At 26.9% G+C, this 15,655-nt stretch carries 8 protein-coding genes and 1 other RNA gene; 1 reads left to right on the top strand and 8 read right to left on the bottom strand.

Going from position 1 to position 15,655, the window contains the following annotated elements; genetic code table 4:
* Window positions 1-70 precede the first annotated feature (70 nt).
* The 5 genes from upp to ACWXVU_RS01400 all read right to left on the bottom strand — a co-directional run bounded on the left by upp (window position 71) and on the right by ACWXVU_RS01400 (window position 4,291).
* Window positions 71-697 carry a uracil phosphoribosyltransferase gene (gene upp, locus ACWXVU_RS01420; RefSeq protein WP_438340398.1) on the bottom strand — a complete coding sequence of 209 codons (627 nt, stop codon included), beginning with the start codon at window positions 695-697 and terminating at the stop codon, window positions 71-73.
* Window positions 698-729: 32 nt separating this feature from the next.
* A complete protein-coding gene (gene deoC / locus ACWXVU_RS01415; protein ID WP_438340399.1) occupies window positions 730-1,392 on the bottom strand; it encodes a deoxyribose-phosphate aldolase in 663 nt (220 codons plus the stop codon).
* 28 nt (window positions 1,393-1,420) lie between these two features.
* Entirely contained in the window at window positions 1,421-2,716 is a 1,296-nt protein-coding gene (locus ACWXVU_RS01410; RefSeq protein ID WP_456012017.1) for a thymidine phosphorylase, read from the bottom strand.
* Window positions 2,716-3,432, bottom strand: coding sequence for a purine-nucleoside phosphorylase (gene deoD, locus ACWXVU_RS01405; protein ID WP_438340401.1), 717 nt, complete (start codon window positions 3,430-3,432; stop codon window positions 2,716-2,718). Before deoD ends, ACWXVU_RS01410 begins: the two co-directional genes overlap by 1 nt.
* Before the next feature lie 109 nt (window positions 3,433-3,541).
* The gene (locus tag ACWXVU_RS01400; RefSeq protein WP_438340402.1) at window positions 3,542-4,291 is read right to left on the bottom strand and encodes a DNA-processing protein DprA; all 750 of its coding nucleotides are present in this window, start codon (window positions 4,289-4,291) and stop codon (window positions 3,542-3,544) included.
* Window positions 4,292-4,686: 395 nt separating this feature from the next.
* Here ACWXVU_RS01400 and ACWXVU_RS01395 point away from each other — a divergent pair, with 395 nt between their 5' ends.
* Complete coding sequence (locus tag ACWXVU_RS01395; RefSeq protein WP_438340403.1) at window positions 4,687-4,998, top strand: hypothetical protein; 312 nt, start codon at window positions 4,687-4,689, stop codon at window positions 4,996-4,998.
* A gap of 670 nt (window positions 4,999-5,668) precedes the next feature.
* Here the strand turns inward: ACWXVU_RS01395 and rnpB are convergent.
* The 3 genes from rnpB to ACWXVU_RS01380 all read right to left on the bottom strand — a co-directional run bounded on the left by rnpB (window position 5,669) and on the right by ACWXVU_RS01380 (window position 15,456).
* Window positions 5,669-5,980, bottom strand: an RNA gene (gene rnpB / locus ACWXVU_RS01390) — RNase P RNA component class B.
* A 37-nt stretch (window positions 5,981-6,017) separates the two neighbouring features.
* Window positions 6,018-14,003: a hypothetical protein gene (locus ACWXVU_RS01385; RefSeq protein WP_456012016.1), complete on the bottom strand. Its 7,986-nt coding sequence runs from the start codon at window positions 14,001-14,003 to the stop codon at window positions 6,018-6,020.
* Window positions 14,004-14,013: 10 nt separating this feature from the next.
* Entirely contained in the window at window positions 14,014-15,456 is a 1,443-nt protein-coding gene (locus ACWXVU_RS01380; protein WP_456012015.1) for a TrkH family potassium uptake protein, read from the bottom strand.
* Between the last annotated feature and the right edge of the window lie 199 nt (window positions 15,457-15,655).

The raw sequence follows: 15,655 nt of genomic DNA, 5'->3' as shown, positions 1-15,655 counted from the left end.
CAAAATTTAAATATTTATTTTCTTTAAAAATAAGGTAGAAAATAGAAAATGAGACACATAGTCTCTCTTTCTATTTCTTTGTTCCAAAAATACGGTCACCAGCATCTCCTAAACCAGGAAGAATATAGTTATTTTCATTTAATTCTTCATCTTTTGAAGCTAAATAAATATCTACATCAGGATGCTCAATATTAACCTTGTTAATCCCTTGTTCAACACCAACCAAACATATAAGTTTAATGTTTATAAAACCTTGTTTTTTTAATCTACTAATAGCATCGCAAGCCGATGAACCTGTTGCCAACATTGGGTCAACAATAATTACATAGCTATCTTTCTCAACATTAGGAATTTTAAAAAAATACTCAACTACTTGTGTGGTTTCCTCGATACGATACATTCCAATATGACCAACTCGAGCTTGTGGTACTAAATCCAATATACCATTAACCATACCAAGACCAGCACGCAATATAGGAATAATAACAATCTCCTTATCCAATTGCTCGCCATGAAAAATTGAACCTGTTGGTGTTTTGACCTCTAACGGCTTAGTTTGATAATCTCTTAACATTTCATAAACCATTAAAGATGCTATTTCATTAAGATTTTGCCTAAACTCATTATGAGTGGTGTTTTCGTCTCTCATCTTTGTCAACTTAGCATTGATAAGAGGGTGTTGAAAAATTTTTACCATATTTTGTCCTTACTTATTTGTTAAATTTTTAACTAGTAATTTGAACTATTATCTACTTTACCTTCGATAATTGTAACTGATTTTGAGGTACCTAGTCTATTAGCGCCTAATTCAACCATTTTTAATGCATCATCCTGTGATTTGATTCCACCAGATGCTTTAATTAATAAATTATCCTTAGCGACTTCCTTCATAATTTTAATATCTTCAAAACTTGCTCCTCTATATGAAAAACCAGTTGACGTTTTAATAAAATCAGCACCTGATTGTAATACTATTTCAGTTGCTTTAGCAATTTCTTCATTTGTTAGTAGTGCTGTTTCAATAATTACTTTTAAAACTTTATTACCACAAACTTCTTTAATTGCTTTAATTTCATTAAGAACATATTCATATTGTTTGTCTTTAAAACGCCCAACATTCATAACCATATCAATTTCATCTGCCCCATGTTCAAGAGCGATTTTTGTTTCAAAAACTTTAACACTTGCAACGTTATATCCTAATGGGAAACCAATAACTGTGCAAATTAAGACATCAGTATTTTTTAATTGTTCTTTTGCGTATTTAACATAAGAAGGCGCTATACAAACAGATTTAAAGTCATATTTTTTAGCCTCTTCTATTAATTTATCTATATCTTTTGTTGTTCCTGCTTGACCAAGGAAGGTATGATCAATTAACTTATTTAGCATTTTTTTTCTCCTATTTTTTGTTTTTTAATTACATTAATTTAGTTAGAACTTCTTTGGTTTCAAAAAGTTTTGAACCAAACTCAATTTTATCTATTAAATCATTAGATAGCTTTTCATCGATTGGTTTAGATGAATATAAAGTAAATAAAACATCACCTTTTTTAACAAAATCATTTGTTGTTTTATTTAAATAAACACCAGCATCAAAATCAATATTATCCTCTTTTTTGCTTCTTCCAGCGCCAAGTTTCATGGCCACTAATCCAAATTCAATAGCTGAATTAATTTTTAGATATCCTTCATTTTGTGAAATGATTTCAAACTTATATGTTGGATTAAATCAATTAGATTCATAAACTTCATCAACATTTCCGTTTTGCGCTTTAATTCATTCATTGAATTTTTGCAATGCTTTACCATTAGCGATAACTTCTTTAATCATTGCTCTGGCATGTTGCTCATCTTTAGCATTATTTGAAATAATAAGCAATGTAGCACCCGATGAATATATAATTTCGGTAAAATCTTTAGGACCCATACCTTTTAAAGTATCCACTGCTTCGAGAATTTCAATTTTATTACCAATAGCACGGCCAAGAGGTTTCTCCATATTTGTAATTTCAACTGCAATCTTTTTGTTTAATTTTTTACCTATTTCAATCATTAATTTACCAAGTTTTTCAGCTTGATCAATATTTTTCATAAATGCCCCATTACCACATTTAACATCTAAAAGTATACAATTTGAACCTGTTGCTAGCTTTTTAGACATAATTGATGAAGCAATTAAGGGTATGGATTCCACAGTGCCTGTAACATCACGTAGTGCATAAATCTTTTTATCTGCTGGAACTAGTCTCTCGTTTTGTCCCACGACTGCAATGTGATGTTTTTCAACAACAGTCTTAAATTGATTGTCCGTTAGAGATATCGTATATCCGGAAATTGATTCAAGTTTATCCAATGTTCCGCCAGTGTGTCCTAGGCCACGGCCAGACATTTTAGCAACTGTAAGACCAAGCGCTGCTAGTATTGGACATAAAACAATACTTACCTTATCTCCAACTCCGCCCGTTGAGTGCTTGTCAACAATAGTTGTATTTAAATATGACCAATCAATTGTGTCACCCGAATTTATCATTGCATTAGTTAGATACGATGTTTCTGTTTCATTTAATGAATTTAAACGAATTGCCATAAGAAGGGCTGAAGCTTGGTAGTCAGGAATATTTCCATTAACATAGTTTTCAACAAAGAATTCTAATTCTTCCTTTGTTAATTCTTCTCTATTAGCCTTCTTATTTATGATATCAATTATTCTCATTATTGAAAATCCTTAGCAAGTGCAAGAGCAATTTTCATCATTCCATTAAATGAATTTTGTCTTTCTTCACTAGTTGTAAATTCATTTGTAACTAGATTATCAGAAATTGTTAATAATGTTGCAGCTTTTTTGTTTAATCTTTCAGCAACAGTAAATAAACCATATGCTTCCATTTCTGCACAAACCGCACCACCAGATGTTTCAATTCTTTCGCTAATAGTTTTTTCTGTATAAAATGCATCTTCACTTAAAATTCTTTCAAAATGAACATCCATTCCCAACTTTTTAGCATAATCTAAGATCAATTCATTCAAGTCATGGCTTGGTATTGCGATATTATTTTTATCTCCTTTAATAATTGAACTTCTAAAAGCTGTACTTTCGCTATATGCAGATGATGCAAGAACGATTTCATAATTTTTTAATTCTGCTTTAAACGATCCTGCTGAACCAATTCTAACGATTGCTTCAACACCATATTCTTTAAATAGTTCATATGCATAAATTCCGATTGATGGAACGCCCATCCCGGAAGCGCACACAGAAACTTTGTTTCCTTGATAAAAACCAGTATACATTAAGACATTTCTTACATTAGAAACTAATTCAACATTTTCTAAGTAATTATCAGCTATATACTTAGCTCTCAAGGGATCACCAGGCATTAAAACTAACTTTGCAAACGCATTTTCTTTAGCATTTATATGAGGTGTCATAAAATCTCCTTTTTTCTTATTTTTTTCTTATATATTTCCATATTTTTAATTACATTAAAAATTTTATTACAAAATTAGTTTTTAATTATCTTTATGATATATAAAAGTCCTAACAAATTTGATTATTATCATTTATAAGTGTAGCCCCCTCATTAATTAAATCAATATTTTGATCTTCACTTAAATGATCTCTAAAGAGCAAGCATTGCACATCTTTACCTTGGTCAAGAAACTCATTAATTGTTCCGTTATATTTTTTTTCCAATGAAGAAAGCAAAATTATCTTTTGACATAAACAAGCGTTAATTCTTTGTCTACTATAAAATGCATTTTTAGTTATGTGATATTCACTAGGATATTCGGATATAATTAAACAGTTATCATTTAAAAATTCTTTTAAATTTAAATTGTTTTTAGCATATTCAATTCCACATGGAAGCAATATAATAACCTTAAAATTACGCTTCAAAAATGTTTTTAGGATTTTTTGCTCTAATCCAGTCCAATATAAATTAATAAACACGCTATCATTGTCATTTTTGTATTTTTCTATATATTCAATTATATTTTTTGTTTCATATGATCCTGTTAAGTAGATGCATTGTTGCCTATTGCTTTGTTTTAAGATATTAAGATTTCCTTCATAAAATAATACAAATGGTGGCTTAGTTATATTTAAAAGTTGTTTAGGGTATTCATCATCTAAAATAGTTATAAATTTTTTATTTTTCTCATGAATTTTAAATTTAAATGTATCAAATTCTTCTTCTTTAATTTCTTCCTTATTTTTTATTGCCTTATAAACATCATTTCAATCACCTTTGTATTTAAATATAAAATATAATAGTATTTCGTTCATTCGTCCTCCACATGTAAACATAATATGCTAAGAAGATGATTTCTTCAACCAAATTGGGAAAAAACAGTGAAAATAAAAAGACACAAAAATGCCTTTTTATAAAAAGATGAAATTCCATATGCTATATAAAATACATCTCCAATTTTTATCTAAAATTTCGCTAATAACACAACAAAAAGTATACTTAAATGACGTTATAATATTTATCTTTGCCTATTCTAGTGTATTTCAAATCATTTTTGTAGTTTCTATTCTAATGTTGTTTTAATAAATAATTTTTATGAATTACGCTTGCAAAATAGTAAATTTTGAAGAACGATAAAATTACAAATAATGATGATGATAGAAATAGAAATGCTTCTAATACTTCTAGATTTTCATAATAAATTATCGAAATGGCTTTGTGCTTTGGATTTAAGAATTCAGTCGGTTTATTACTTTTTAGTTTTCATAAAAGAACATCAATTGCATTAAGTAAGGTTGCATCTAGTATAACTGATATCGATAATAAAATTATGTTAATTGCAAATAATATATTAATTATTATAGTGTTCGTTTTAGATATAGTTTTTATTTTTGATTTAAAACATATATATAAGATAACGGAAAATGTGATTAATATTATCCCTAAAACTAAAATTGTGGCTCTAAATCCACTATATCAAAATATTGCTACTGCTTCCTCGTGTTTAATGACTTGAGGATAAGATTGTCGGGCTTCATAATCCAAAAAATACTGCGTATATAAAAGTGTTATAATAAAAAATAAAACTACAAATATTGTATAAATGGTTAGTATTGCTATTCATTTTGATTTAGAATTGTTTTTATTTTCCATTATTTATATTCTGTATATCTTCTTTCTAATGATGAAGCAAAACCAAATATTACAAATATAATGTAAGCAATAACCAAAATAGTTACAATAGCAATAATTATTTTCTTCTTTTTACTCATTATTTAATATACCCCTTTTCTTTTAGTAAAAAATTCATTTCATTCCCATCATGTTTAACTCCATTATAATTAAACATTTTTTTCTAATTTATCTCTTTTCTTATTATTTATTACAAAATTATAATCTCCAGTAACAAGGCATTATAGTTAGTATAGGTAATAATAATTTCATTCTTTTCATAATTGTTCCTTTTTAACATCCATATATATTTAATTTTATTCCAAAATATAATGTAGATACCCAATTCACCAAATAATGAAAATTAGTGACTTATTTTTTGTTAAAAAAAGATAAAAGGCTTTAGTTTTCGCTTTTTCTCTATAAATTTATTTTTTATATAGTTCTTAAAATTAGACTAAATTTATTAACGCCTAAATGCTGCGCATAAAAAAAATAAAAAGGCACAAAATGCCTTTTTGCACGATAAACCGCTTTTTGTTCTGTAAATTAACAGCGCCAACTATTTATCTAAACATATTAAAATAATATGCTTCCCGATCTTTATTCATTTATATTAATCAGGTTCCCCTACCAAAATTTGGGTTTCTAACTCATGGAGTTTACATCGTTGCACCTTAACTAAATAAGCTCGTCTCTGTTGCACTAGTCGTCAATTATTTAAATAACTGCCTAGGCTTATTTGGCCTAGCATGATCACTACTTGCATCGCAGCAAGTGCTAGAGCGGATTTTCCTCTACATAAAATAATTATGCAGCAGTTGGCTGTGCATAATTATTTTACTCTATTTTTGTTTTTTTAGCTAAATCCTAATAGAAATCTTCAGGATTAATTTTATCAAGTCCAGACCATGATGAATTCGAACGCATTTTATTTAATTTCATAAATTTACCATAACCGCCTTCTTTTAAGGTTAGTAAGATATATTCTTTTTTAGAAATCTCATATGCTTGTCCGGCCTCACTAATCTTATATTTAAATCTAGTTAAATTGCCCTTTTCTTTATCATTATAACCAGAACTAGTAATTAAATAAGTAATTGATTCAGGACCATAATTACTATCATCAAAGTAAGTTCATGACTTGAAAATTCAAAAACCAGATTCACTTACTGCATAATTAGTAAATTGACGACGATCAATATCTTTTGTAAAATAGCTTTGCATACCTGAAAATTTAGAACTTAAAAACGGAATGGCCGAAATGTTAGTTCCTTCCTGAATCTCTCATAATAACGAACGAACACCTGTATATAAATTAATTTTTCTTTGACTCACATCACGTTGAGCAATATCTGTTTCACGCCCAAATGTTTCAAAAAGAATATAATCAATCGCCACCTTAAAACGATATAACGCCTGCCATTCAGGTGTCTTAGATCTGACTTTAAAACTATTATTTTGAGTATTTTGATTCTTATAATATTCAATACTTAACATTTTAAAGATTTCATTAATCAATGACAGTGCATCAAGGTCAGGAGAAATATTATCTGGATCATCATTTTGAATGTTACTCGTTGAAGTCGAATTGCTTAATTGTCCAATACTTACAAAATCAAGTAGAGTATTAATATTAGTACGCTTTGTTGGATCGGGATTCATATTAATGTTTCGCAAACCATTATATAAAACCGAATCCTTTAAATTACTTTTTCCAAATAATAGATTTATAAGCTTAATCAAGCGAGCACCATTAATAGCCTTAGTTTCACCAACAAAAGAAGCAATAATCTTAAGATCATTAAATGAAAATCCGGCCTTAATTTTTTCAATGGCATCAAGGAGTCATTTGACTGGTTCAAATATTGAGAAATTTTTACTATAGCCAACAATGTGATCGATAGTTCTCTTAACAACTTTTCGTTTATAAAAATCAGTTTCGATTAATTCTTTAAAAATAGCGCTAATTAATTCTTTGATAAATGAAATGTCTTCGGCTGTAACATTTTCCAATTTTAAATAATTTAATACATGACCAATAACAATCTTCATTAAATCATCGTCTTCAACAACTGCTTCCAGCACTTTTGTTACATTATCTTTTAATTTTTGCGAAACTTTTTCTAATGTTTTAGTTACTATTTCACCAATATTTGTTGCTTGGACTTTTGGTTTTGTTAGAAAATCAGATATAACATCGCTAATTAACGTTTTTAAAATTGGTTTGTCTACAAATTTATCAACTATAGTTTGTAATTCGGACTTAGGTATTAAATCTTGTTTTATTTCTTGCCATTTTATCTTTTTAATTTGGTCTTTAAAGATTGTATGAACAACCTCGATTATAGCTTCCTTGCCAACAGTTTCGCTAGAATCAAGCGAACCATTCAAGCCAGTTAATACATTGAATATTGTGCCTTCAATATTCTTTAAAAACTCTTTTTGTTCATCAGAAATAACTGGATTTAGCACATTTTGAGTGTTATTAGATATTGTATGTTGGTTGTTTATTTGATTAGTCAATTTTGGTATATTTCTTTCCAAATAATGATATAGAGAACTAAATTCTTTAACTAACTGTTCTTTTGATATGTTATTTCCAATAAGTGATTTAAACATATCCTCTATATTTTGGGATGTAAATAAAGCCTTTCAATCGATTTTCTTTAACCCTGAAATTATTTTTGATATCAATATATTTTGATCAAAATGGCCCTTTGGGTCAATAATATCAATGTCAACAAGACTCTCAAAAAGCTTACTTATTATGTCTGATACAATATTTTTATTACCTAGATTTTTAATAATTCTGGTACCCAAGTTAGCAATATTTTCAAACTCGTCGCTAGTTGAATCAAATTTTAATTCTGAATGAATTGCATTCAACACAAATTTAACTAAACTATTAATATACGCTTCATCAGAAGTGGCATTAGAAACAATTTTTTTAATAAAGTCACTGATCGAAGACTTATTTAGGTTCAAAAGTTTCTTAATTAATTCATTTATATTATGAATATTGTCTAATGATTTTTGGTCTAAGGAAATTAGTGTATTAATAAAGTTAGTTATAAGATCCTTAGTATCGTCCTTATCAAAGATAAATTCAATAATCTTTTCTTTTGTTTTGTCAGCAAAATCTCGAGCGTTTGAATCAACTTTTAAAATAAGATTTGTTAAAAAGTCTAATTTAGTTTTTACATACTCTTTTATTTTTGGAGATTTACGTATCTTTTGAACTAGACTAGGAATTTCTTTTTTGATAGACTCGCGATCAGAGGCATTTAAAATTGAAAATCCAACTTTAATTAATCTAAAAATATCATTTATATTTATCTTAATTCCCTCTTTTTTATTGAACTCAACAATTGTTTTATTCTTTGATTTTTCTTGCAAAGTAACAGATGGAGTAGCAAAAAGTAACTCTAGCTTATCAAAATTATTTATAACTAAAAGAATAATATTAGCTAAGTCATGCGAGTCTAATCCTGATAAGAATTGGTCTAACTTATCTATGTTTATTTTATTAAATATACTAATAAAGTCGAACGCACTATTAAAGTTATATTTCTCAAAATTGAATTGATATTGGTTAATATTTTTAACTAATAATTTAATAGCAGATTTAGTTATAGCATTGCTTATATTAAGATCTGGGAGTAAATTAATTGCCTTGTTAAATATTGCTTTTAGCGATTCTTTTTGGCCGTTTTTAAATTCAATGCCATTAAGTTTTTCGGCAACAAATTCAACTAAGAAATTAGCAATTGATTGCTTTAATTGTTCGCTTTCTTTTGATAATAAAATATCATTTAGAATTAAGTCTACCTTTTTAATTATCCAATCCTCGTTAACTATGAAGAAATTCTTAAATCAGCCTTCAAAAGAATCTACATTCTTTAGGACATCCTCAAGCAATAATTTTTCAATAATTTCATTGATATTTTGTGAAACAAGATCATTATATTTTAGATTAATAAGATCTTTCGTGTCTTTAATTATTGAAGTAAGAGCTCCTTTTGAATGTTCTCCTAAATTTAAATTAGATAAATTTATATTATCAAACATATTATTAATCAATTGTTTAGGATTAATATTTTTTAAAATAAATTCTAAAAACTCTTTTTTGCCTAACAATACTTTTAAAGTTTCTACAAGTTTTTTTTCACCTAGTGCTTTCTTGTCTTGTTTTATAATTAAAAGATCAAAAATTTGTTCTATATTTTCCTTATTAAAACTAAATGTTTGTTTAAGGGCATCACTCAATTTTTTTTGGAAATCAATATAACTTGATGTATCTGTTAATTCGCTGAGTTTTTCTTCCAAATTCTTCTTTAATTTATGGATTAAAGGATTATTTGGAATAGATTTTAATAATGATTTTAGGTAATTAAGTACTATTAGATCTTCATTGCCACTAAATTTTATGTTTACTTGTTGTTTTACTAAACTAATTAGATATCTGGCAATCACATCCAGCAATTCCTCGTCACCCAATATACGGTCTAAATTGGTTTTAATGAAATTTAATAAATTATTTGTTTTAACATTTTTAAATAATTTAATCGCAAGTTTATTTGCATCTAAAACTATTGGTTTGTCATCGGCAAATAAACTATTTAAAATCAAAACTAAACCTTGTTTATTTTCTTCGTTTAATAAAAGGCTATATGACTTGTTAATAATTAGACTAGCTAATAGTGAATAATCTCCTTTATTATTTAATATTTCCTTAATAACTGTCTGATTGCCATTTTTAAGAGATTTAGATAGTAAATCAGATAAGAATTTCTTAAAACCTTCATTTTCTTTTAGATCGTAGATAGCATCAACTAAATAAGGTATTAATTCCTTCTTATTTTCAGAAGAAAGTTTGTTCAATATCTTTTGAACTATACCTAAAATTTTTTCAACATTAATGTTTGGAATAGTTTTTTTAGTTGGTTCTTGCAATGAAGATGCTGTAGATTCATCATTTGTTGACTTCTCGTTCAAAGCAAAAAGATGCACAGCATTTAGAAGGAGAGTTTTTAATAATGTTTTTAGCTCATCTTTTGATATCTTGTTAATAAAGAAATCCTCAGATGCTTCAACAATTTTTATAATATCTAAATCATCAATAAAGTCAACAATTTTTGCTCAGTCATATTTATTAAAATCAATACCAAATTTCTTAATATTTGAAGTCATTGTATTTAATAAACTTTCGACCAATGGCCCAAATATTTTTTTATCCTTAACAAAGGCAATTGCTTTTTTGACTATCGATTTGATGTTTCCTTGTTCATTAACACTTAATTTTGTGTAATTAATTTGAGTAGAAATTAAATAAACAACTATATCAACAGTTTTTTGCTCGCTTTGTTGATTAACCAAAATAACATTGTTTATTATGTCTAAAATAAATTCCTTCAAAAATTCCTTATTTTCATTAATTAATAAGAAAAATAATTCATTTAAATTTTTTACATTTTTAATTTTTTCATTTGAAACTGAATTTTTAATTAATTCCTTAATTTTTGGATTTATCTTGTCATCTCATCTTTTAATTATTAATGCCAATACATTATTTAATAACCCTTTAACATCATCTCTAACATTTTGGGGCAGCTTTGCAAAATCAATCTTTTTAGGGATATCCGCAACATTTTTTTTAAGATTTAGCTTGTCAAGAATAAAATCAACATTATTTTCATTTTTTAAAAATATTGATAAAACATTAATAAATTTGTTAAATCCATCTTTTTCTTTTGTATTCTTTAGACTTAAGAAATCAAGAAACATTTGTATTGCACCGGGGTTTGTTGATTCAATCAAAAGATTGCTTAATTCTTCTTTTAGATATAAACCCAGCTTATCAAAAGTATCGATTTTTGATATATCAATTTTTTTAGTTATCTTCTTAAAATTATCAATAAAGTGTTTAAATAAGTTTGAATCCTTAATGTTTCTTAAAATGCTTTGTATATAAGTTTCGATCAGTTCTTTTTCAACATTGGTTAGTTTTACATTTAACGATGAATTAATGTATGAGGTAAGAACATTCACTAATAATTTAGTATTTTCCTTACTCGATATTTGTTGCAATAAAGTCTCTACTAATGTTATCAATCCATTTTCTTGTACTCTTTTTAAGGTTGAAACAACAAAAGCAAATAGTGAACTTTTGTCATATAGCTTACCATTATCAACAATGTCATTTACCAAAAATTTTAGCTTATCAATAATTATCTTATTATTAACTGATTTATATAATGAAGAATAACTAGACTTTACAAACTCTTCTATATTATTAAATTCGGGATTTGCTGATAGTATTTGTTTCTCATAACCTTGTTTTTTAATGAAATTAATTAATGGATGTATAACAACATAGTCCCCAAGCCTATCTAAAATTTGGTTAAATAAACTACCCTTTGCAGTGATATCGTCAATCAATAATGAAAATAAGTCTTTTATATAGTTCTTACCTGTTATATTCAAAATGTTATCAGAATTATTTGCAATATTTCTAAGCAATGTAAGCATAGCTTCTCTTGTTTGATCATCAAGCAAGTTACTTATATTATTTGAATTTATTATGTTTTCCGCTTGCACTAATCCAACTCCGAGATATTTTATTCCATTATAGTATTTATTAAGATCAATATTAGGCGTTCTAGGAACATTGCTAATTAGAGCAAAAAAGACACGATTATTTTTATTGGCATCCTTTGTATTAAATAGCAACCCCTTAACAAATGCTTTAATAAATGAATGTGTATCTAACAACTTATTATCTTTGTATGAATCGAGTGTAGTTTCTACAAAAAGATCAAGAAGTTCATATGAATACTTAAAATCCTTTAGATTTTCCACTGTTGTTTGAATGAAATATTTAATGTCATCAAGTCTTTCTTGCGGCACTCTATAAACATTTTTTAAGGAGGTTGCAATCTTATCAATAATCTCTTTTAGAGATCCCTTATCTTTGGTTATTCAATCAACAATTGCTTGAAATAGAGAAATAATTTCTTTCTTAGAGTCCCTCAAAATATCATTTATAAAACCATCAAAATTAGTATTAGCAAAATATAATTCGCTTTTGCTTAATAAATTATCCACTGCCTTATTAACAAGATTATCAAATTTTACAACTATATTTTTATCCATTGTTTTCTTATCTCATAATGGCAATAGCTCTTGTGGAAATAGTTGCTTAATAGATTTGTTTGAAAATAATATTTTAATTAATGAAGCTAAATTTTGTCTAATAAAAACCTTATTTTCGATTTTAGATAAATAGTTAGAATTTAATACTGATTTTAAGATTAAGTATATACTGTTTTTATCTTGAAATTCTTGCGTAAGAATTTTCCTAATTTCAGATGTTAAAGTATTTTGAGGAGATTTTTTTGCCAATAATTGTGAAACCTTGATATTTGCCTTATTAAGAAAGTGTTGAACATAAACTGAATCAAACAGCTGTTCAAATAATGAAACTATTAAATTATTTTTATGCTTAGATATCAATGAATTTATTAATTCATTAAATCATGTTTTTGCCTCTTTATCATTAATGCCAATAATTGAAAGAACGTTATCAATAAAAGTTTTAAGTTGTTCATTATTTAGCATTTTTATTTTACTACTAAATTCAGCCAAAACAGTTTGAGCAAAAACATTGCTTGATTCAGAAGCAATAAGACTACTATTTTTTGAATTTTTTTCAAATGGATACGGTTTCTTAAATGTATCTACATTATTTCCAACTACTCCAAAAATTAATGATTTAATTGTTGTTGCTTTTTTTATAAATGAAATTGCTTTATTGTGATTTGAAAATTCATTGTTGTTGAATAATGAATTATATTCTGTAATATTTGTAGACATTTTTGCAAATATGTCCTGCGCAAGTTTTTTATAACCGTTAACACTTGGAAAGATACTTAAATAATCAGTCGAAAATTGTTCAGCATTTTCATAAATGCTATTTTCAGATGAAAAACTATAATAGTTTAAACTCTCACTGTCGGCAATATTGCTAATTGTTTTATTCAATAAATCTGTTGTTGTTTTCAAAACATTATTTTGAAAATTACCTTGAATATTGATAGTATGAATTAAAGGCGCACTATATCCAATTAGATTGATATTTATATTAGGATTTATTTGTTTTATTTCCCTAACTATCTCTGTATAATTTTTTGACAATTGTGCAATTCTTGCTGAAATAATTTTATTATAGCCTACAATAAATTGATTTTCTTCTTTTTTATCTTTAAATTGTCTTAATACTAATGACAAAATTTCATCTTTCTTAAAGATATCATTAAATCCTAATGAAATGGTTATAAAATTTGATTCTTTAATATTACTAATAACCTTTTCACTATTCAAATTAGCATTATACAAACCTAATTTTTTATTTAGATTTATTACCTCATTAAATTCATTTAAATTGCTAGTATTGATTGGTTTTAATAAATGCAATCAAGCATCAGTAGTAGAATAAGATAAACCCAGATTTTCATATCTATTTAATATTGTTTCATCATCATTAATTAGCGAGATTGAATTAGCTAAATATGAGGCATATGAAATTCCGTATACTTCATTATCTTCTTTGCTAAAAAAGTTATTACTATGAGCATTAAAACTATTATTATTTCCAGCCGCATAATCATCACCGATGGCAACATAATTTATTTTTCCGCTAACTGGTTTTTGAATATTTTTCTTTTGAATTTTAGGTTTTGCTTGATCTGGTGCTTTTTTATTATCACAAGAAATAGAAGTAATTGGGATTACTAATCCAAGTGATAAACCAACAGTTATTTTAGTAACTTTTTTAATCATTTCTTTCGTTTTCATGAGAAACCTCCTAACCAATCGATACATCTTCATAGATATATTGATAGTATTCTGGTGCTTTTCTTCCTCGACCAAATATTTTGATAGTCTGAGGAATACCAAATTGCCCAATTATCATGATAAAAATAAGACTTAATTTGCCAGCAATATGCAAGTTGTGTGAATTTGAAGATAGTCCTGTTGTCAAACCAGTATTGCCAAAAGCTGAGCATGCTTCAAATGTTGCAAAAATAATTGGATAATTAACATCACCAATTTGTTTAGTTTGAGTCGGAAGAGTTGAATAACTAACAATTGATACAATAAATATCAAGACAATAGATAGAGTAAAAACATTGACTGCTTTAATAAGAGTTTCCTTACCAATTTGTCTCTTAAAGGCGTTAATTCTACTGCGGCCAGTCATCATTGTAACTATGCTTAGAAAAATAACTGCTATTGTTGTATTCCGAATACCACCTGCAGTTGAAACTGGTGAAAAGCCGATAAACATAAGGATGCTATGTAATAAAACGGTTGAGTGTGTAAAATTATAGTAATTTACAGTTGAAAAACCAGCAGATCTAGTTGAACTAACTTGAAAGTATATAGCAAATAGTTTGTCGCCCACAGTTCCATATTCCTTTTGATATCAAAAAGTAGTTTCTGATTTAGAACTATATTCCAATATAACACTTATGCTAAAACCTAATACAGTAGTAATTAGATAAGTTATTATTGTAAATTTAGTGAATAAATTAAATCTATGATGTGGTTGGTCTAACTTGACTGATTGAATTTTTTTTCATATATCATAGATCACCGGGAAGCCTATTCCGCCAATCAAAAAGGTTATTATTGTCACTATTTGAAAAGCATAATCATTATAAAAAGGTTGTAAACTCTTATTTCCAAACAAGTCAAATCCCGCATTATTTATTGAGCTAATCGCATGAAAAATTCCATACTTTAATGATTGAAGAAAGTTATTATATGGTATCTCATTAGCCTTCAAAACGACTTTATTATTAAACAATAAAGGGCTAGTTTCTTTTAACTCTTGTGTTATAAAATTTAAATTTGGTCTCAAATATAAAAGCATTGTAAAGATAAATGAAGCAACAGCAGTTGTAATAATTAAGAACGAAATTGCTATCTTAATCATCTTTCTTGTTTCACTAACAGTTATAGAACCTCTTTCTGTTTGAGAAACCATATTGCTAAAGATGTTAGATCTCAAACCCAATATAGATTGAAAAATGTAAATCTTAAATGTAAATATTCCAATTCCACCAACAACCATACTTAAGGCAATCAAAAACTGGCCAAAGGTATTAAATGTATCGGATGTGACTAATGGCGTTAGCCCGGTGTCGCTAAATGCTGATGAAGATACGAAAAGTGCATCTATATATTTAACTGGTTCCTTTATATCGGCCTTATGGGATATGTTTCAGAATAACAAAAGTGACATAAGAATAGTAAATAAGATATATATTATAAAAATATATCTTACCACCCCAAGCTTACGTAAAAATCTTAGGAAAATATTAGTTTTTTTAGGTATATGATGCTTTTTTATCATTGCTATATTATATAGCAAAAGGTAAAAAAATATATTTTTGGTGAAATTGACTAAAAAAATTTAAATGTTAAAATTTAAAAAGGCAACT

Source organism: Mycoplasma sp. 2575, from assembly GCF_053851635.1.
This window is presented reverse-complemented; position numbering and strand designations above follow the sequence as displayed.